The sequence below is a fragment of the Stenotrophomonas sp. Marseille-Q4652 genome (assembly GCF_916618915.1).
Taxonomy (GTDB): domain Bacteria; phylum Pseudomonadota; class Gammaproteobacteria; order Xanthomonadales; family Xanthomonadaceae; genus Stenotrophomonas.
Genome location: NZ_CAKAKE010000001.1, coordinates 63,154 through 82,595 on the forward strand (window position 1 = coordinate 63,154; position 19,442 = coordinate 82,595).

Consider the following 19,442-nt stretch of genomic DNA (forward strand, 5'->3'; position numbering starts at 1 on the left):
GACGGGTTATCGGTCACATCCGAAACCGACGCTTCCAGACGCCATCGATGGCGCTAGGCTGTCACTCCATCCATTTATCCGGATAGAGCGATGTCAACGAACTGGAAGCCCGAGACCATCGCCGTGCATGGCGGCTACAGCCCGGACCCGACCACCCGCGCGGTAGCAGTGCCGATCTATCAGACCGTGGCCTATGCCTTCGATGACACCCAGCACGGCGCGGACCTGTTCGACCTCAAGGTGCCGGGCAACATCTACACGCGGATCATGAACCCGACCACCGACGTGCTCGAGCAGCGGCTGGCGGCGCTGGAGGGCGGCATCGGCGCGCTGGCGCTGGCCTCGGGCCAGGCGGCGGTTGCCTATGCAATCCAGACCATCGCCGAGGCCGGTGACAACATCGTTTCCGCCAGTGCGCTGTATGGCGGCACCTACAACCTGCTGGCGCACACGCTGCCGCAGTTCGGCATCCAGGTGCGCTTCGCCGCCAGCGACGATCCAGCCGCGTTCGCCGCGCTGATCGACGAGAAGACCAAGGCGGTATTCGTCGAGTCGATCGGCAATCCGCGCGGCAACGTCACCGACATTGCCGCGCTGGCGCAGGTCGCGCATGCGGCCGGGGTGCCACTGATCGTCGACAACACCGTGGCCACGCCCTACCTGCTGCGGCCGTTCGAGCACGGCGCCGACATCGTCGTGCACTCGCTGACCAAGTACCTGGGCGGCCATGGCACCAGCCTGGGCGGGGCGATCGTCGATTCCGGACGCTTCCACTGGGCCGACCATGCGCAGCGCTTCCCGCGCCTCAACACCCCTGACCCGAGCTACCACGGGGTCATCTATACCGAGGCACTGGGCCCGGCCGCGTTCATCGGTCGCGCCCGGGTGGTGCCGCTGCGCAATACCGGCGCGGCGATCTCGCCCTTCAATGCGTTCCTGATCCTGCAGGGGATCGAGACGCTGCCACTGCGCATGGACCGCATCAACGCCAATACTCTGGCCGTGGCCCGCCACCTGCAGCAGCACCCTGCCGCGGCCTGGGTCAATTACGCCGGTCTGGAGGGCCATCCGGACCACGCGCTGGCCCAGCGCATCCTGCGCGACGGCGGTGCCTCTGGCCTGCTGACCTTCGGCCTGCCCGGCGGCCGCGAGGCCGGCGCGCGATTCCTCGATGCGCTGCAGTTGTTCACCCGGCTGGTGAACATCGGCGACGCCAAGTCGCTGGCCACCCATCCGGCTTCGACCACCCACCGCCAGCTGTCGGTCGAGGAGCTGCACCGTGCTGGCGTCAGCGAGGACACGGTGCGCCTGTGCGTGGGCATCGAGCACATCGACGACCTGCTCGCCGATCTGGACCAGGCGCTGGCGGTGGCGGTAGGACAGGGAGCCGCGAGCGCCCATGCAGTGCCCGCCTGAAGTCCGCCATGAAGATGCCCCGGAACAACCGGAGCATTGGCTTTTGAACGTCATGGCTGCCGCTGGAGCGATCCGGCGGCAGTCCCGTTTCAGACCACTGGAATGCCGTGCTGGCCCATCGAACGGTAGGGCGGGGTGGCCATGACCATCTCGGCCAGCGAATGCGCCAGCTCGCGCTCGGCCATCACCGTGCCGTCGGCGCCGTGCTCGAGCAGGTGCTTGACCTCGGCATCGCTGTGGGCGCGCGCCAGCAGGGTCAGGTTGGGGTTGAGCGCACGCAGCTTGGCCAGTGCCTCGCCCGATTCCAGCGGCTGCGGGATCGCCAGGATCGCGATCTTGGCGAGGTCCGGATGGGCCTCGGCCAGCACGCGGTCGGCAGCGGCACTGCCGCGGATCGCCGGGATGCCGGCGGCGTGGGCGCGCAGCACGTGCTCGCGGTTGTCGTCGATGGCCAGCACCGGCACGCCGCGATCGCGGAGCACCTGGGCCAGGTGGCTGCCGACGCGGCCGTAGCCAATCACGATGGCGTGGTCGTGCAGATCCAGCGACGGGCCGGGCGGCATGTCCGGGACTTCCGCCATGACCGGGGTCTTCTCGGCGTGGCGCGCCAGCCAGCGGTCGAGCAGGCCGAACACGATCGGGTTGAGCATGATCGACACCAGTGCGCCGGCCAGCACCAGCGACTGGCCTTCCGGCGGCAGGATCTTCAGGCCCACGCCGAGGCCGGCGATGATGAAGGCAAACTCGCCGATCTGCGCCAGCGAGGCGGAAATGGTCAGCGCGGTGCCCTTGGAGTGGCCGAATGCGCGGACGATGAAGAACGCCGCGGCCGATTTGCCGAACATGATGATCAGCACCGTCGCCAGCACCTGCCACGGGTGCTGGACCAGGATCATCGGGTCGAACAGCATGCCCACCGAGACGAAGAACAGCACCGCGAATGCGTCTCGCAGTGGCAGCCAGTCGTGCGCGGCCTTGTGGCTCAGCTCGGACTCGTTGAGCATCATTCCGGCGAAGAATGCGCCCAGCGCGAATGACACGCCGAACAGCGCGGCCGCGCCGAAGGCAACGCCCAAGGCGATGGCCAGCACCGACAGGGTGAACAACTCGCGCGAGCCGGTACCGGCGATCCGCTCCAGCACCCACGGAATGACCCGGCGCCCGACCAGCAGCATCACCGCCACGAACAGGCCCAGCTGCACGAAGGTCCAGCCGATCTTGCCGAGCACCCCGCCCACGCTCTGCGTGCCCTCGGCACCGGGGCCGAACACATCGGCAATCACCGGCATCATCACCAGCGCCAGCACGCAGGCCAGGTCCTCGACGATCAGCCAGCCGACGGCGATCTTGCCGCGGGTGGTTTCCAGCAGGCGGCGCTCCTCCATCGCCCGCAGCAGCACCACGGTCGAGGCGGTGGCCAGCGAGAAACCGAAGACCAGGCCATGCAGGTGCGGCCAGCCCATCAGCAGGGCCACGCCCCAGCCGAGCAGGGTGGCCACGGTGATCTGGGCCACGGCGCCGGGGATGGCGATCGACTTGACCGACATCAGGTCCTTCAGCGAGAAGTGCAGGCCCACGCCGAACATCAGCAGCATCACGCCCAGTTCGGCCAGCTGATTGGCCAGCGCCTGGTCGGCGACGAATCCGGGGGTGAAGGGGCCGACGAGCACGCCGGCGGCCAGGTAACCGACCAGGGGAGACAGGCGCAGCCGGTTCGCCAGGGCGCCGAGTATGAAGGCGATGCCCAGGCCGACGGCGACGATGTTGATCAGGTCGGTGTCATGGTGCATCGGGGCTCGCGATGAATTGGGGGATGTCCCGATTCTAACGGCTCAATCCCGCAAGCCACTGTGGCGAAAGTAAAAAATTTACGACCTGCTTCCGGATTCAGTCGGGTGGCTCGCCCGTCGCGGTAGGCCTCCCGCACGCTGTTGCGCGTGCGGAAGGCGTGGGCTTACCAGCGGTAGGCGATGCGCCCGTAGGCAAAGGCGCCGTTGAATCCGAACGGCGACAGGTTGCTGTACGGGAACTGCCCATTGGTCGAGTTGGCGAAGGTGTTCTCGTCCGGGTACTCGTTGAGCAGGTTGTCCGCGCCCACGGTGATCGTCCAGTTCTGGTCGGGGCGGTAGCTCACCGAGGCATCAACCAACCATTTGGCGTCGTAGGTCTGGTCGTTGGCCGGCGAGGCGGTGCGGGTGGTCACGCTGCCGTAGCGGGTGGCACCCAGCGAGAGATCCCAGTGCTCCAGGTGCCAGGTGCCGTTGGCCAGGAACTTGGTGCGCGGGAAGCCTTCCTCGATGCGGCCGCGCTCGGTGCGGTCGATGCGCTCCAGGCTCAGGCCGTTGCCCTGCAGTTCCGGCGGGTTCGGTGCGATGCGCGTCACCTCGGTCTCGGAGTAGTTGTAGCCGGCGGTCAGGTCCAGGCTGCTGGCGCCGAAATCGAAGCGGTAGCTGCCGACCACGTCCACGCCGCGGGTGCGGGTGTCGATGGCGTTGGTGAAGTAGCGGCCGCCGTTGACGCCGTAGATGCCCTGCGACTGGAGCAGGTTGCGAACCGCATCGCCGGTCAGGTTGGACGACAGCACGATGCGGTCGTCGACGTCGATCTGGTAGGCATCGATGGTGACGTAAAGCGCCTGCGCCGGCTGCAGCACCAGGCCCAGGCTCCAGGACAGCGACTCTTCCGGCTGCAGCGGCTCGGCGCCGAAGGCCTGCGCCACGGCACTGGAGGCCGGGAAGGTGCGGATTTCGAACGGGGTCGGGATGCCGGCCAGGTAGGTGGTGCTCACCGTCTGGAAGTTCTGCTGGGCCAGCGAGGGTGCGCGGAAGCCGCTGGCCACGGTGCCGCGCAACGCCACCACGTCGCTGAAGGCGAAGCGCCCGGACAGCTTGCCCGAGACCTCGCTGCCGAAGTCCTGGTAGTCCTCGTAGCGCACCGCGGCGCCACCGGAGAACCTGTCGGTGAAGTCCGCCTCCAGGCCCAGGTAGGCGGCGTGGCTGTCACGCTTGTAGTGGCCAGAGACGCTGGGCGCGAAACCGCCAAAGCCCTGCGCGCCGCCCGGGCGGCTCAGGTCGGGCTGGCTGTACGAGCCCTCCACACCTGGCGACTGGTTCCACTTCTCGTTGCGGAACTCGGCGCCGAAGGACAGCGTTACCGGATAGGCCAGGCCCCAGTCCAGCGCCTTGCTGAAGTCCAGGTTGGCGATGTTCTGCGTGGTCTCCAGCGCGCCGTCGTAGAACGAGGTCGGCGAGCTGGCGCCGATCGAGGCGTTGAGCGTGTTGCGGGTATAGAACTCGAGGTTGTTGTAGCCGTGATTGAAGCTGGCATCCCAGTTCCAGCCGCCGGCGCTGCGGCCGCGCACGCCCACCACCAGCGAGCGGTCGCGCGAGACGTTGTTGATTTCCGGCAGGAAGCCGTCGGGGTAGATCGACGGCACGTTCTGGGTCGGGTTGCCCGGGGCGCGGAAGAACGCGAACGAGGTGATGTCGCGGTTGCTGAGGGTGCTGAAGGCATAGGCGGTGGCGTGCTCGCCCAGCGCGTACTCGGCATTGAGCGAGAGCGCGCTGAAGTCCACTTCCGGCTCGCCGATCACGAAGGCCTTCTGACCCAGCGCCGGCTGGGTCGGGCCGGGCGTGCCGGCGAAGGGGCGGGCGCGGTTGGTCAGGTCCTGCTGCCCGGTCTGCCCGGCCACGTGCAGGAAGCCGCGCTCGCCCAGGGCGATGCCGGCATCGCCGGCCAGTTGCGCCTGCTTGCCGTCCCCGGCCGAGTACTGGCCGTAGTTGGCGACCAGGCTGCCACCGCCCTCCGCGCCCTTGAGCACCACGTTGACCACGCCGGCAATCGCATCGGAGCCGTACTGGGCCGAGGCGCCGTCGCGCAGCACCTCCACGCGGGCAATGGCCGAGACCGGGATGGTGTTGAGGTCCACCGGCGCCGAGCCGCGGCCGATCGAACCGTTGAGGTTGAGCAGCGAGGAAGTGTGGCGGCGCTTGCCGTTGACCAGCACCAGCACCTGGTCCGGCGACAGGCCACGCAGCTGCGCCGGGCGGATCGCGCTGGTGCCGTCCACCAGGGCAGGACGCGGGAAGTTCAGCGAGGGCAGGGCGCGCGACAGCGCGGTGGCCAGCTCGGTGGTGCCGGTGGCGGCCAGGGTTTCGGGGGTGATGATGTCGATCGGCGACTGCGATTCGGCCACGGTGCGGTCGCTGACCCGGGTGCCGGTGACGATCACCGTATCCAGGGTCTGCGCGTTGCCGGCCTGGACCTGGGCGAAAACGGGAGAGAGGGGCGCAGCCAGCGCCAGCGCAACGGCGGCGGCGAGCGTATGGGTCCTGCAAGTCATCGTTACGGCTCCGGTAGGGGACGGTGCAGCGGTGGTAGACCTGGCATGGGCACGCCTGCGCCCACGACGGCCGGAGTCTGGCACGCCCCGCCCTCCGTTCGGAACCATGTAAATGGTTGCCTGTGAAAGCTTTTTTGCCGGCAGGGTGAGGGCTGGAGCGCGGCGCCGGCGCGGTTCCCCTCGCGACGCGTTGCTCCCGCCCACGGGCAGGGCCAGGTCACGGCAGTATTGGTAACCGCTAGAATCGCGTCGCAGGAATGTCGCTCACATGCACATTCCCTTTCGTTCTAACGGATCCCCCAATGATTTCCCTGCGTAATTTCGCCCTGCGCCGTGGCGAACGGCTGCTGCTGTCCAACGTCGACCTCACCCTGCATGCCGGTTACCGGGTGGGCGTGGTTGGCCGCAACGGCGCGGGCAAGTCCAGCCTGTTTGCCGCCGTGCGCGGCGAGCTGGAAGCCGACAAGGGCGACGTGTCGCTGCCGGGCAAGATCCGTATCGCCGACGTGGCCCAGGAAACCCCGGCGCTGCCCGACCGGGCGATCGACTTCGTGCTCGGCGGCGATGACATGGTCGCCGCGGTGCTGAAGGAAGAAGCGGACGCAACCGCGCGCGAGGACTGGGAAGCCGTGGCCAATGCGCACCAGAAGATGGCCGAGATCGGTGCCTATGACGCCGAGGCGCGCGCCGGCAAGCTGCTGCACGGCCTGGGCTTCCCGGCCGAGACCCATGACCGCGCCGTGGCCGAGTTCTCCGGTGGCTGGCGCGCGCGCCTGAACCTGGCCCGCGCGCTGATGATGCCCTCGGACCTGCTGCTGCTCGACGAACCGACCAACCACCTCGACCTGGACGCGGTGTACTGGCTGGAACAGTGGCTGCTCAAGTACCCGGGCACGCTGCTGCTGATCAGCCATGACCGCGAGTTCCTGGACAACGTCGCCACCCACACCCTGCACCTGCACGCCGGCACCGCCAGGCTGTACACCGGCGGTTACACCGACTTCGAGCGCCAGCGCGCCGAGCACCTGCGCCAGCAGCAGATCGCGCACGAGAAGGAACAGGCCGAACGCGCCCACCTGCAGAGCTTCATCGACCGCTTCAAGGCGCAGGCGTCCAAGGCTACCCAGGCGCAGAGCCGCATGAAGCGCCTGGCCAAGATGACCGGCACCGAGGCGGTGCGCGCCGAGCGCGAGTTCCGCATCGAGTTCTCCGAGCCGAGCAAGCTGCCGTTCTCGCTGATCCGCCTCAACCACGTGCAGGCCGGCTACGGCCCGGGCGCGGTGATCCTCAACGACGTCGGTTTTGGCCTGGAAGCCGGCCAGCGCGTGGGCCTGCTGGGCCCCAACGGCGCGGGCAAGACGACCCTGGTCAAGACCCTGGTCGGCGAGCTGGCCCCGATGGCCGGCGAGCGCAGCGCGCACCCGGACATGAAGATCGGCTACTTCGCCCAGCACACGGTCGAGTCGCTGCACGAAGGGCAGACGCCGATGGACCACTTCCGCGAGATCGATCCGGAAGGCGTCAACCAGACCTTCCGCGACTTCCTCGGCAAGTGGAACTTCCCCGGCGACCGCGCGTTCGAGACCGTGGACGGCTTCTCCGGCGGCGAGCGTGCGCGCCTGGCGCTGGCGCTGATCGCCTGGCAGAAGCCCAACGTGCTGCTGCTGGACGAACCGACCAACCACCTTGACCTGGAAATGCGCGAGGCGCTGGCCGAAGCGCTGAGCATCTTCGAGGGCGCGATCGTGATGGTCAGCCATGACCGCCACCTGATCGGCCTGGTCTGCGACACGTTCTGGCGCGTGGCCGACGGCGTGGTCGAGCCATTTGCCGGCGACCTGGACGAATACGCGGCGTGGCTGCGTACCCGCGCCAGTGCCCAGGGCGCACGCAGCAAGGCCGACCGCGTGGAGAAGTCAGAACCGGCACCCGCGGTGGCGCCGGTGGCGGTTGCGCCGGCCAGACCGGCGGGCGCGAAGAAGCCGGTCAACCCGCACAAGCTCGCCTCCGCCGAAGCAAAGGTCAGCGAGCTGACCGATGCGCTGGCGGCGCTGGATGCGCAGCTGGCCGATCCGGCCAACTACGCCGACGCGGCGAAGATGGCGCGGCTGGGCAGCGAGCGGCAGAGCCTGGCCGAACAACTGGAGCAGGCCGAATCGGTGTGGATGGAGCTGCTCGACTGAGGCAGCACCGGGCAGGTTTCAGGGCGCGTCCACCGCGCCCTGCGCCTGCCGCCACAGCCGGAAGCGTCGTGCTGGTTCGCGCTCGGCGCGCGAACGCAGGCGGGTGAGCCAGTAGCGGCCAAGCTCCAGCGTGGTAGCGAAGGGCTGCAGCAGGCGACCTTCGCCCAGCTCCTGCTCGAACATGCGCAGCGGCAACAGGGCCACGCCACTGCCACCGGCGGCCGCCGCGGCCAGGGTCAGCGGGGAATCGAACACCGGCCCGCGTGCTTCCACCTCCGGCACGCCGGCGGCCTGCAGCCAGCGCGGCCATTCGTCGCTGCGGTAGGAACGCAGCAGCGGCACCCGGGCCAGGTCATGCGGGCTGCGCAGGCGACGCGCCAGCGCCGGCGCGCACAGCGGCGCGAACGGGTTTCCAGCACCGGCGTGCAGGCCTGTCCCTGCCAGTCGCCGTCACCGAAGCGGATCGCCGGGTCCAGGCCTTCGCCAGCCAGGTCGATGCGGTTGTTGTGGGTCTGCAGGCGCAGCTCGATGTCCGGATGCGCGGCCTCGAACGCCGCCAGCCGCGGCAGCAGCCAGCCGGTGGCGAAGGTGCCGACCACGCCACCGTCAACACCTCGCGGCCGTCACCGCCGATGAAGCGGCCCATCGCCAGCGCGATGCGGTCGAAGGATTCGTTCAATACCGGATACAGCGCCGCGCCCTCGTCGGTCAGCGCCACCCCGCGCGGCAGCCGGTGGAACAGGCGACTGCCCAGCCGGTCCTCCAGCGCCCGGATCTGGTGGCTGAGCGCGGCGTGGCTTACGCACAGCTCCAGCGCTGCACGGGTGAAGTTCTGTGCCGGGCGGCGGCCTCGAAGGCGCGCAGGGCATTGAGCGGAAGCGGCGGGCGCGACATCAGGTCAGGCCGAGGTGTGAGCGGGGATGATGGATGGATGCTAGCTGCTGTCGCTTTCCGGTGTTGGATGTGGCGCTGTCACACATCCAGCTCATGGCTCCCGCTGAAAACCTGCGCTGGTCGCGCCCGTGCCGGCCTCCAATAATCGGGTCCACCTCATCAAGGAGCAGCTGCATGCTTGCCCGTCGCCGATTCCTGCAACTGGGCGGGGCCACCGTCGCCTCCGCGCTGCTGCCCCCGATGGCCGGCGGTGCGCCCGCGGCCACGCCGCCCGCACGCGCTGGTGATCCGTTGGCGATTGCAAGCGCCGCCGACTTCGCCGCGCTGGAAGCGGCCAGCGGCGGGGGCCTGGGCGTCTGCATCCTGGATACCGGCAGCGGCCGCCGTGTGGGCCATCGGCAGGACGAGCGCTTCCCGATGTGCAGCACCTTCAAGGCGCTGCTGGCCGCGGCCGTGCTTGCCGGGGTTGATCGCGGCCAGTGGTCGCTGGACCAGCGCATTGCCGTGCGCGAAGCCGACCTGGTGCCCCATGCGCCGCTCACCAGGCGCCATGTCGGCAAGGACCTCACCGTGCGCGACCTGTGCCGGGCCACCATGACCACCAGCGACAACCCGGCCGCCAACCTGCTGTTCGGGCTGATGGGTGGCCCGCCGGCACTGACCGCGTTCCTGCGCGCACACGGCGATGCGGTCACCCGCAGCGATCGCCTGGAGCCGGAGATGAATGCCTTCGCCCCGGATGACCCGCGCGACACCACCAGCCCGGCGGTGATGGCGGCCAGCCTGGCCCGCTTCGCGGTGGGCGATGCGCTGTCGCCGGCCGCCCGCCAGCAGCTGGCCGACTGGCTGATCGACAACGCCACCGGCGATACGTGCCTGCGTGCCGGCCTGGGGCCGCGCTGGCGGGTAGGCGACAAGACCGGCAGCGATGGAAAGGACACGCGCAACGATGTCGCCGTGCTGTGGCCACGTTCCGGTGGCGCGCCATGGGTGGTGAGCGCGTACCTGCAGGGCGCCACGGTCGACAGCGACCAGCGCGACGCGGTGCTGGCGCGGGCAGGCCAGCTGGCCGATGCGCTGATCGGCTGATCCGCTGACGCCGCGGTGGCATGCATGCCTCGGGATGCCTCGTGCTGCGGTCCTGCGTTGCCCGCCCGCCGGCGCGCCGCTAGGGTGGGAGAATGAACCGGATCTCCTGCCTTGCTCCCGTCCTTGCCCTGGCCCTGGTGGCCTGCAGCAAGCCTGCCGATACCGCGGTCACTGCCGAACACGCGCCGTCCGCGCAGGCGCCCGCGCCTGCCGATGCCTTCCTCGCCGCCATCGCCGCCCACTGCGGCAAAGCATTCGCCGGGCGCATCGTTGCCAACGAGCCGCAGACCGGGACGCCGGATGCCTTCGAGGGCAAGCCGCTGGTCATGCACGTGCGTGGCTGCAGCGAGCCCGCGCGCGAGCTGCGCATTCCCTTCCATGTCGGCGACGACCACTCGCGCACCTGGATCCTGACCCGCACCGACGACGGCCTGCGCCTGAAGCACGACCATCGCCACGAGGACGGCAGTCCGGATGCCTCCACCCTGTATGGCGGCGACACCGCGCAGGCGGGCACGGCGATGCGCCAGGAGTTCCCGGTCGATGCCGATTCGGTGGCGATGTTCGAGCGCGAGGGCCTGTCCGCCTCGGTCAGCAATACCTGGGCGATGGAAATCGAGTCGGGCAAGCGCTTCCTCTACGAACTCTCGCGCCCGGGCGGCCGCCTGTTCCAGGTCGAGTTCGACCTGGGCCAGCCGGTCGAACTGCCGCCGGCACCGTGGGGCGCGCAGGACTGAGCTGTACCCACTCCAGACAAAAGGAAAAGGGCGCCAGATGGCGCCCTTTCCATGTCCGGGTCTGCGTTGGCTCAGCGCGCGCCGAAACGCGCCCGGCAGCCGCCGTTGACCCAGATCGCATTGCCCTCGTAGCCCCAGTTGCGGCCTTCCACGCAGCGGGTCTTGGAGATCTGCTCGACCACCACCGGTCGGCCCTGGCGGCGGTCCCAGGCGCAGGAACGCTGGCGGTTGTTCTCGCTGCTGCAGCTCACGCTGTAGTTGCCCGGGCCGGCATTGCCGCCCCAGCCACCGCGGCCGGCAGCGAATTCGCCGCGGCAGCCGTTGCTGACCCACAGCACGCCGCTACGCCAGCCCCAGTTGCTGCCTTCCACGCAACGGGTGCCCGACAGCTGGCGGACCAGGGTGGCGCCACGCCACCCGGGGGTGGGGCAGGTGCGCTCGCGGCGGTCCTGGCTTTCGCAGCGGAGGGTGCCGCCGGTGTTGCCCGCGTTCCCCCCCGCACCCCAGCCGCCGGCCGGGGCAAAGCGGCCACGGCAGCCACCGTCGACCCAGATCACGCCGTTGCCGCTGCCCCAGTTGCGGCCTTCCACGCAGGCGGTGCTGGAGATGTTCTCCACCAGCACCGCGCGGCCGCGGAAAGGCGTCTGGCACTCGCGATGGCGGCGGTCGTTGCTGGAACAGGTGACGGCCTGCTGGTTCCAGCCGGCGCCGGGACGCCAGTTGCCATTGCCGCGCAGCGAGGTGGCAATGTCCTGGCTGACCCGGGAGAAGCCCCAGCCGGCGTTGACCCGGTCCAGGTAGTACTCCAGCTGGTCGTCGCTGATCTGGCGGCCACGCGACTGGCTGGCGTATTCGCGCTCGATCATCTGCACCCGGACCGGAACCGGCACGCTGCGCAGGTTCTCGGGGGCGCGGCTCTGGGCGGGGGCGGGGGCAGCGGCCATGGCGAGTGCCAGGGCCAGGGAGGCGGTCAGCAGCGGGCGGATCATGGCGACGTCCTTGGTGCGCGATGGTGGTGCCGGAATATAGGCGGGCGGCTTGTTTACCGCGCATGAGCGGGGCTGATTTGCCCCGGCCGTGCCCCGGCCGCAAAATACCCGGCTTGACCGGCCTCCGGCCGTGTCCCCCACTTGCGGCGCCCGCGCGCGCCGGCTACCTGCGGAGCTTTCGATGCGTACCCATTTCTGTGGCCTGGTCGATGAGACCTTGATCGGCCAAACCGTCACCCTCGCCGGCTGGACCGACGTGGCCCGCAACCAGGGTGGCGTGGTCTTCATCGACCTGCGCGACCACGAAGGCATCGTCCAGGTCACCGTCGAGATCGACAATGCCGGGGTCTTCGCCGTGGCCGCCTCGCTGGGCTACGAGGACGTGCTCCAGGTCGAGGGCGTGGTGCGTGCGCGTCATGCGGTCAACGACAAGATCAAGACCGGCAAGGTCGAGGTCATTGCCTCGAAGATCACCATCCTCAACAAGGCCGCGCCGCTGCCGTTCCACGCCCACGAGAACCCGGGCGAGGACACCCGCCTGAAGTACCGCTACCTGGACCTGCGCCGTCCGGAAATGCAGCGCATGCAGCGCACCCGCATCAAGCTGGTGCAGGCGCTGCGCCGCCACCTCGATGCCCGCGGCTTCCAGGACATCGAGACCCCGATCCTGACCAAGGCCACCCCGGAAGGCGCGCGTGACTTCCTGGTCCCGGCGCGCATGCATCCGGGCGAGTTCTACGCCCTGCCGCAGAGCCCGCAGCTGTTCAAGCAGATCCTGATGGTGGCCGGCTTCGACCGCTACTACCAGGTCGCGCGCTGCTTCCGCGACGAGGCCCTGCGCGCCGACCGCCAGCTGGAGTTCACCCAGCTGGACATGGAGTTCGCCTTCGTCCGCGAGCGCGACATCCAGGACTTCGTCGAGGAAATGATCCGCGCCATCTTCAAGGAAGTGGTCGACGTCGAGCTCGATGCGCAGTTCCCGCGCCTGACCTGGGCCGAGGCGATGCGCCGCTTCGGTTCGGACAAGCCGGACCTGCGCATCGGCCTGGAACTGGTCGATGTCGCCGAGCTGGTCAAGGACAGCGGCTTTGCCGTGTTCACCGCCGCGGCCAATGACGAGTTCGGCCGCGTCGCCGCGCTGCGCATCCCGGGCGGCGCCACCCTGAGCCGCAAGCAGATCGACGAGTACGCCGCCCATGCCGCCAAGTTCGGTGCCAAGGGCCTGGCCTACATCAAGATCGACGAGGCCGGTGCGGTCAGCTCGCCGATCCAGAAGTTTTTCGATGAGGAAGCGTTCGCCGCGCTGCTCAGGCACGTCGGTGCCGGCAACGGCGACATCGTGTTCTTCGGTGCCGGTGCCTACAACAAGGTCTCCGACTTCATGGGCGCCCTGCGCCTGAAGGCCGGCAAGGAGTTTGGCCTGGTCGCCGAGGGCTGGCGCCCGCTGTGGGTCACCGACTTCCCGATGTTCGAATGGGACGAGGAGGAGCAGCGCTACGTCGCCCTGCATCACCCCTTCACCGCGCCGGCCGTGGACTCGATCGAGGACCTGCGCGCCAATGCCCGCACCGCGGTGTCGCGCGGCTATGACATGGTGCTCAACGGCAACGAGATCGGTGGCGGTTCGATCCGTATCCACCGCCCCGACATGCAGAGCGCGGTGTTCGAGCTGCTGGGCATCGGTGCCGAGGAAGCCCGCGCCAAGTTCGGCTTCCTGCTCGACGCGCTGAACTACGGCGCCCCGCCGCACGGCGGCATCGCCTTCGGCATCGACCGCATCGCCGCGCTGATGGCCGGCACCGAGTCGATCCGCGATGTGATCCCGTTCCCCAAGACCACCGGCGCGCAGTGCCTGATGACCGATGCGCCCTCGCCGATTGCCGACGAGCAGCTGGCCGAGGTCCACGTGCGGGTCCGCGAAGCGGCACCGAAGCAGCAGTAAGATCCTCCGGGGCACCGCAAGGTGCCCCGGTCGTTTGTGCCGTCGCCGCGCCTGCGGCGGTGGCGTGTTTGTCGGGGAGGCAGCCATGGCAATGACAATCCGCAGGGCAGGCGTGGACGACGCGGCAACGCTGTCCGACCTGGCCGCGCGTACCTTCACCGAGACCTTCGGCCACCTGTATCCACGCGAGGACCTGGACTTCTTCCTGGCCGATGCCTACGCGGTCGACAAGCAGGCGGTGATCCTGGGCCATCCCGATTACGCGGTGTGGCTGCTGGAGGAGGACGGCGTGGCCGTGGGCCATGCCGCGGCCGGCCCGTGTGGCCTGCCGCATCCGGAGGTCCAGCCCGGCGATGGCGAACTGAAGCGTCTGTACGTGTTGGCCTCGCACCAGGGCGGTGGCTGGGGCAGCCGCCTGTTCAAGGAGGCCGAGGCCTGGTTGCTGCGCGACGCCCCGCGCACGCTCTGGATCGGCGTGTGGTCGGAAAACTTCGGCGCGCAGCGCTTCTACGCCCGCTTCGGCTTCGATTGCGTGGGCACCTACGAATTCCCGGTCGGCCGCGTGCGCGACGTGGAGTTCATCCTGCGGCGCGAGGCCGCCGCCGGCTGAGTTGTCACTGCGGCCCCGGTCCCGGCGCAGGCGCTGACCGACGCGAAAGCCCACGACACCACACGGTGCCGTGGGCTGGATCCGGTGCTGGCCGCGCTTATTCGCGCAGGAAGTCCAGCAGGTCCTGGTTGAGGCGGTCCTTGTGGGTATCGGTCAGGCCGTGCGGGGCGCCGGGGTAGACCAGCAGCCTGGCGCCCTTGACCAGCGCGGCGGAGGCGCGGCCGGATGCATCGATTGGCACCACCTGGTCGTCGTCGCCGTGGATCACCAGGGTCGGGATGTCGAATTTGGCCAGGTCGGCGCGGAAATCAGTGGCCGAGAACGCAGCGATCGAGTCGTACGTGTTCTTGTGCCCGGCCATCATGCCCTGCGCCCACCAGGCATCGATCAGGCCCTGCGAAACCTTGGCGCCGGGACGGTTGAAGCCGTAGAACGGGCCGGAGGCGATCTGGCGGTAGAACTCGGCGCGGTTGGCCAGCTGCGCGGCGCGGAAGCCGTCGAACACCCCGATCGGCAGGCCGCCCGGATTGTCGGCCGTCCTGAGCATCAGCGGCGGCACCGAGCTGACCAGCACCGCCTTCTTCACCTTCGCCGTGCCGTGGCGGCCGATGTAGCGCGCCACTTCGCCGCCACCGGTGGAAAAGCCGACCAGGGTGACGTCCTTGACGCCGAGGGTGTCGATCACCGTGGCCAGGTCGTCGGCGTAGTGGTCCATGTCGTTGCCGTCCCACGGCTGGCTGGAGCGGCCATGGCCGCGGCGGTCATGGGCGATGACGCGGTAGCCCTTCTCGGCCAGGAAGATCATCTGCGATTCCCAGCTGTCCGAGTTGAGCGGCCAGCCGTGGCTGAAGGTCACGACCGGGCCGTCCTTCGGGCCCCAGTCCTTGTAGTAGAGCTGCACGCCGTCGGCGGTGGTGATGGTGCTGGCGGTACGGACGACGGCGATGGGCGTGGCGGCTTCGGCGGTGATGCCGGCCTGGGTGGCAACGGCGATGACGCTGGCGGCGAGGGTGCGACTCAGTGCATTCATGGGAAATCTCCGGCAGGGAGGGTGGGTGGGGCGAGGGGAAGGGCGGGCAGGGCTTCAGTCGGCGATGACCAGGCTCACGTCGATGTTACCGCGGGTTGCATTGGAATAGGGGCAGACGACGTGGGCCTGTTCGACCAGCGACTGCAGCTGCTCGCGGGCCACGCCCGGGGCGGTGATGGTCAGTTCGGCCTGGATGCCGAAGCCGGTCGGGATCTGGCCGATGCCGACCTTGCCGGTGACCGAGGTGTCGGCCGGCAGCGCGACCTTCTGCCTGGCGGCGACGAACTTCAGGGCCCCCAGGAAGCAGGCGGAGTAGCCGGCGGCGAACAGTTGTTCGGGGTTGGTGCCGTCGCCGCCGGCGCCGCCGAGCTCGCGCGGGGTGGAAAGCTTCACCGCCAGCGCGCCGTCCGGAGAGCGGGCCTGGCCTTCGCGGCCGCCGGTAGCGGTGGCGGTGGCGGTGTAGAGGATCTTTTCGATGGTCATGGTTGCGTCCTTTGGTCTGGGGTCGCCGGTGTGTCCCGGCAGGTGTACTTTGCGTGCCCGGGGCGTACGATTTGATTTTGATAGTTCTGAAAAATTGATCAGGAGTACGAGATGGTCGACCGGCTCGCGGTACTGCTGGATCGCTTCCCGATCTCGGCCGAGGTCTTCCACGCCGGCGCGCTGTGCGGCATCAACACGCTCGAGGGCGCGGGCACCGGGCAGTTCCACCTGATCCAGCGCGGTCCGCTGGAGGTGTTCCATGGCAGGGGAGCGTTGCGGATCGAGCGTCCCAGCCTGCTGCTGTATCCGCGGCCGCTGACCCACCGCTTCGTCAGCGACCCGGAGCGCGGCGCGGACATGGCCTGCGCCAACCTTCAATTCCACGGCGGCACGCAGAACCCGCTGTGCGCCGCACTGCCGGACGTGGTGTGCCTGCCGCTGGACGAGGTGCAGGGGGCGGCCCCGGTGCTGGCCCTGCTGTTCGACGAAGCGTTCGAACAGCGGTGCGGACGCGGCGCCCTGGTCAACCGGCTGTTCGAGGTGGTGATGATCCAGGTGCTGCGCCAGTTGATGGAGGGCGGGCAGGTGCGGGCCGGGATGCTGGCGGGCCTGGGCCATCCGCGCCTGCGCCACCCGCTGGTGGCAATGCATGAGGCCCCCGCCAGCGACTGGTCGCTGGAGTCCCTGGCCCAGGTCGCGGGGATGTCGCGCACCGTGTTTGCCACCACCTTCCGCCAGGTGCTCGGCCTCACCCCCGGGCAGTACCTGCAGGCCTGGCGGGTCGGGCTGGCGCAGCAGGCCCTGCGCCAGGGCCGGCCACTGAAGTTGATCGCCAGCGATGTCGGCTACGGCAGCGAGGCGGCGCTGTCGCGCGCCTTCAAGGCGCAGAGCGGGCTGAGCCCGGGGGCATGGCGGCGCACTGCCGTGCCGGACGTGGCCGGTTGAGCCACTTCATCGCCCGTTGCCACGTGGCTGTGTCCAATGCGGCCATGGGCATCGCTAGCCACCAACCCGCTTCCGCCGGGGCCACCATCTCCCGCGTCCTGCTGCTGCATGGCATCTGGAATGCGCGGGTGTGGGTGGAGCCGCTGGCCTGGCGGCTGCGTGCGCATGGGTTCGACGTGGACGTCTTTGGGTACGCCAGCGTGTTTGGCGGGCCGGACGTCGCCGTGCCCAGCCTGGTCCAGCGCCTGCGCCAGTCCGGGCCGGTCGCGCTGGTCGGCCACAGCCTGGGTGGCCTGGTCGCGCTGGAGGCGCTGCGCCAGGCGCCCGAGCTGCCGGTGCCACGCGTGGTCTGCCTGGGCTCGCCGTTGCTGGGCAGCGGCACCGCACGCCTGCTTGGCGAGCGTGGCTGGTCGGTCGCGCTGGGGCGCAGCGGCGGCCTGCTGCAGCAGGGCCTGCGCGAATGGAACGGCGCGGCCGAGGTCGGCCTGGTCGCCGGCACCGTGCCGCACGGACTGGGCTGCCTGCTGGGGGCGATCGACCACCAGTCCGATGGCACCGTGGCGCTGGCCGAAACCCGGCTGCCCGGCCTGCGCGACCACTGCGTGGTCTCGGCCAGCCACAGCGGGCTGGTGCTCTCGGCCGAGGCGGCGCGGCAGACTGCCGCCTTCCTGCGCCATGGCCGCTTCGGGGCCGACGCGCCGGCCTGCGCCGCCTGAGAGTCCAAGGCAGGGATCAGGTAGAATTCGCCGCCTGTTCCCTGCAGATGTATGGAAAGTCCCATGGGTAGAGGTCCCTCCATCGAGGCCCGCAAGAACGCGTCCGACGCGAAGCGCGGCAAGATTTTCACCAAGATCATCCGTGAGATCGGCGTCGCCGCCCGCGGCGGTGGAGGCGACCCCAACAACAACCCTCGCCTGCGCGTGGCCATGGACAAGGGTCTGTCGGCGAACATGTCCAAGGACGTGATCGAGCGCGCCATCAAGAAGGCCACCGGCGAGCTGGAAGGCGTCGAGTACGAGGAAGTGCGCTACGAGGGCTATGCCCCGGGCGGCGTGGCGGTCATCGTCGACTGCCTGACCGACAACCGCGTGCGTACCGTGGCCGACGTGCGCCACGCCTTCTCCAAGTGCGGCGGCAACATGGGCACCGAAGGCTCGGTGGCCTTCATGTTCAGGCGCCTGGGCGTGCTCAGCTATGCCCCGGGCGCGGACGAGGAAAAGATCACCGAGGCGGCGATCGAGGCCGGTGCCGACGACATCGTCGTCTACCCGGACGATGGCTCGATCGACGTGGTCACCGCGCCGGAAGCCTTCAACGTGGTCAAGGACGCGATGGCCGCTGCCGGCCTGGTCCCCGACCATGCCGAGATCACCTTCCGCGCCGACAACGACATCAAGGTCGAGGGCGAGGTCGCGCTGCAGGTCAGGAAGCTGCTGGACATGCTCGAGGACCTGGACGACGTGCAGGAGGTCTACTCCAACGCCGAACTCGGTGCGGACGCGTATGCGTAAGCAGCGCCGCGTGCCGGATCCCGGCATCACCACCGTGATCCGCCGCAACGCCCCGGCGCGCGCCCGCTCCGGCGGGCTGCGCGCGCTGTTCCAGACCCGGTGCTGCCCGCGCCGATGACCCGCATCCTCGGGATCGACCCGGGCTCGCAGCGCACCGGCGTCGGCATCATCGACGTCGACGCCAGTGGCCGCACCAGCTACGTCTACCACGCACCGCTGGTGCTGCTGGGTGCGGACGGTTTCGCCCAGCGCCTGAAGATGCTCGTGGTCGGCCTGTCTGCGCTGGTCGAGCAGTACCAGCCGCAGGAAGTGGCCATCGAGAAGGTGTTCATGGCCAGGAACCCGGATTCGGCACTCAAGCTCGGCCAGGCGCGCGGCGCGGCGATCAGCGCCGTGGTCATGCGCGACCTGCCGGTGCACGAGTACGCCGCCTCGGAGATCAAGCTGGCCGTGGTCGGTCGTGGCGGTGCACAGAAGGAACAGGTGCAGCACATGGTCGGGCTGATGTTGAACCTGGGCGGCAAGCTGCAGGCCGACGCCGCCGATGCACTGGCCGTGGCCATCACCCATGCGCATGTGCGCGCCACCGCCAACCGGCTGGGCGTGGACGTGCGCCAGGCCTGGAGTCGCAAATGAGGACCAACCCATGATCGGACGCCTGCGCGGCATCCTCGCCTACAAGGCTCCGCCGTGGCTGATGATCGACGTCAATGGCGTCGGTTACGAGCTGGAAGCGCCGATGAGCACCTTCTACGACCTGCCCGACGTGGGCCGCGAGGTGGTGCTGTTCACCCATTACGCGCAGAAGGAGGACAGCGTCTCGCTGTACGGCTTCCTGCGCGAGGGCGAGCGGCGGCTGTTCCGCGACGTGCAGAAGGTCACCGGCATCGGCGCGAAGATCGCACTGGCGGTGCTCTCCGGTGCCAGCGTCGACGAGTTTGCGCGGCTGATCCAGGCCGGTGACATCACCGCGCTGACCCGCATCCCCGGCATCGGCAAGAAGACCGCCGAGCGCATGGTGGTCGAGCTGCGCGACCGCGCGGCCGACCTGATCGGCACCGGCGTGGGCGGCATCAGTGCCTTGCCGGCCGATCCGCAGTCCGAGGCGACCATCGCCCTGCAGCAGCTGGGCTACAAACCGGCCGAAGCCACCCGCATGGCGCGCGACGCCACTGCGCCAGGCGACGAGGCCGCGACGATCATCCGTAAGGCGCTGCAGTCGGCGCTGCGCTGACCGTCGCCTAGAGCACCCCTTCACTTTCACAGCGCTA

16 protein-coding genes and 1 pseudogene are annotated in these 19,442 nt (G+C 69.3%); 11 read left to right on the plus strand and 6 right to left on the minus strand.

Going from position 1 to position 19,442, the window contains the following annotated elements:
- The first annotated feature begins 90 nt into the window (after positions 1–90).
- Positions 91–1,416: an aminotransferase class I/II-fold pyridoxal phosphate-dependent enzyme gene (locus LG380_RS00285; RefSeq protein ID WP_225763063.1), complete on the plus strand. Its 1,326-nt coding sequence runs from the start codon at positions 91–93 to the stop codon at positions 1,414–1,416.
- Between the two features lie 89 nt (positions 1,417–1,505).
- Here LG380_RS00285 and ybaL read toward each other — a convergent pair whose 3' ends face one another.
- Both ybaL and LG380_RS00295 read right to left on the minus strand, forming a co-directional pair.
- Positions 1,506–3,206 (minus strand): YbaL family putative K(+) efflux transporter, encoded by a 1,701-nt coding sequence (ybaL, locus tag LG380_RS00290; RefSeq protein ID WP_225763064.1) that lies wholly within the window; start codon positions 3,204–3,206, stop codon positions 1,506–1,508.
- 164 nt (positions 3,207–3,370) lie between these two features.
- On the minus strand, positions 3,371–5,758 hold the full coding sequence (locus LG380_RS00295; protein WP_225763065.1) for a TonB-dependent receptor: 2,388 nt from the start codon (positions 5,756–5,758) through the stop codon (positions 3,371–3,373).
- 302 nt (positions 5,759–6,060) lie between these two features.
- On the opposite strand from LG380_RS00295, the gene LG380_RS00300 reads away from it, so the two are divergent.
- A complete protein-coding gene (locus LG380_RS00300) occupies positions 6,061–7,941 on the plus strand; it encodes an ABC-F family ATP-binding cassette domain-containing protein (protein WP_225763066.1) in 1,881 nt (626 codons plus the stop codon).
- An 18-nt stretch (positions 7,942–7,959) separates the two neighbouring features.
- Here the strand turns inward: LG380_RS00300 and LG380_RS00305 are convergent.
- Positions 7,960–8,835, minus strand: a pseudogene (locus LG380_RS00305) (LysR family transcriptional regulator).
- Positions 8,836–9,009: 174 nt separating this feature from the next.
- Here LG380_RS00305 and bla point away from each other — a divergent pair.
- Positions 9,010–9,924, plus strand: a complete 915-nt coding sequence (gene bla, locus LG380_RS00315) for a class A beta-lactamase (RefSeq protein ID WP_225763067.1) — start codon at positions 9,010–9,012, stop codon at positions 9,922–9,924.
- 92 nt (positions 9,925–10,016) lie between these two features.
- Entirely contained in the window at positions 10,017–10,661 is a 645-nt protein-coding gene (locus tag LG380_RS00320) for a hypothetical protein (RefSeq protein ID WP_225763068.1), read from the plus strand.
- A 71-nt stretch (positions 10,662–10,732) separates the two neighbouring features.
- Here LG380_RS00320 and LG380_RS00325 read toward each other — a convergent pair whose 3' ends face one another.
- Complete coding sequence (locus tag LG380_RS00325) at positions 10,733–11,650, minus strand: DUF3011 domain-containing protein (RefSeq protein WP_225763069.1); 918 nt, start codon at positions 11,648–11,650, stop codon at positions 10,733–10,735.
- Positions 11,651–11,831: 181 nt separating this feature from the next.
- On the opposite strand from LG380_RS00325, the gene aspS reads away from it, so the two are divergent.
- Positions 11,832–13,592, plus strand: a complete 1,761-nt coding sequence (aspS, locus tag LG380_RS00330; RefSeq protein ID WP_225763070.1) for an aspartate--tRNA ligase — start codon at positions 11,832–11,834, stop codon at positions 13,590–13,592.
- Positions 13,593–13,683: 91 nt separating this feature from the next.
- Positions 13,684–14,202, plus strand: a complete 519-nt coding sequence (locus LG380_RS00335; RefSeq protein ID WP_225766383.1) for a GNAT family N-acetyltransferase — start codon at positions 13,684–13,686, stop codon at positions 14,200–14,202.
- A 97-nt stretch (positions 14,203–14,299) separates the two neighbouring features.
- On the opposite strand, the gene LG380_RS00340 is transcribed toward LG380_RS00335, so the two are convergent.
- Both LG380_RS00340 and LG380_RS00345 read right to left on the minus strand, forming a co-directional pair.
- Positions 14,300–15,232, minus strand: coding sequence for an alpha/beta hydrolase (locus LG380_RS00340; RefSeq protein ID WP_225763071.1), 933 nt, complete (start codon positions 15,230–15,232; stop codon positions 14,300–14,302).
- Between the two features lie 54 nt (positions 15,233–15,286).
- Positions 15,287–15,715 carry an organic hydroperoxide resistance protein gene (locus tag LG380_RS00345; RefSeq protein WP_225763072.1) on the minus strand — a complete coding sequence of 143 codons (429 nt, stop codon included), beginning with the start codon at positions 15,713–15,715 and terminating at the stop codon, positions 15,287–15,289.
- Positions 15,716–15,826: 111 nt separating this feature from the next.
- Here LG380_RS00345 and LG380_RS00350 point away from each other — a divergent pair, with 111 nt between their 5' ends.
- The 5 genes from LG380_RS00350 to ruvA all read left to right on the plus strand — a co-directional run bounded on the left by LG380_RS00350 (position 15,827) and on the right by ruvA (position 19,405).
- Positions 15,827–16,660, plus strand: a complete 834-nt coding sequence (locus LG380_RS00350; protein ID WP_225763073.1) for an AraC family transcriptional regulator — start codon at positions 15,827–15,829, stop codon at positions 16,658–16,660.
- A gap of 44 nt (positions 16,661–16,704) precedes the next feature.
- Complete coding sequence (locus tag LG380_RS00355) at positions 16,705–17,376, plus strand: alpha/beta fold hydrolase (protein WP_225763074.1); 672 nt, start codon at positions 16,705–16,707, stop codon at positions 17,374–17,376.
- Positions 17,377–17,439: 63 nt separating this feature from the next.
- Positions 17,440–18,171 carry a YebC/PmpR family DNA-binding transcriptional regulator gene (locus tag LG380_RS00360; protein ID WP_225763075.1) on the plus strand — a complete coding sequence of 244 codons (732 nt, stop codon included), beginning with the start codon at positions 17,440–17,442 and terminating at the stop codon, positions 18,169–18,171.
- 114 nt (positions 18,172–18,285) lie between these two features.
- Positions 18,286–18,807 carry a crossover junction endodeoxyribonuclease RuvC gene (gene ruvC / locus LG380_RS00365; RefSeq protein ID WP_225763076.1) on the plus strand — a complete coding sequence of 174 codons (522 nt, stop codon included), beginning with the start codon at positions 18,286–18,288 and terminating at the stop codon, positions 18,805–18,807.
- Positions 18,808–18,817: 10 nt separating this feature from the next.
- Positions 18,818–19,405: a Holliday junction branch migration protein RuvA gene (gene ruvA / locus LG380_RS00370; RefSeq protein ID WP_225763077.1), complete on the plus strand. Its 588-nt coding sequence runs from the start codon at positions 18,818–18,820 to the stop codon at positions 19,403–19,405.
- Positions 19,406–19,442 lie beyond the last annotated feature (37 nt).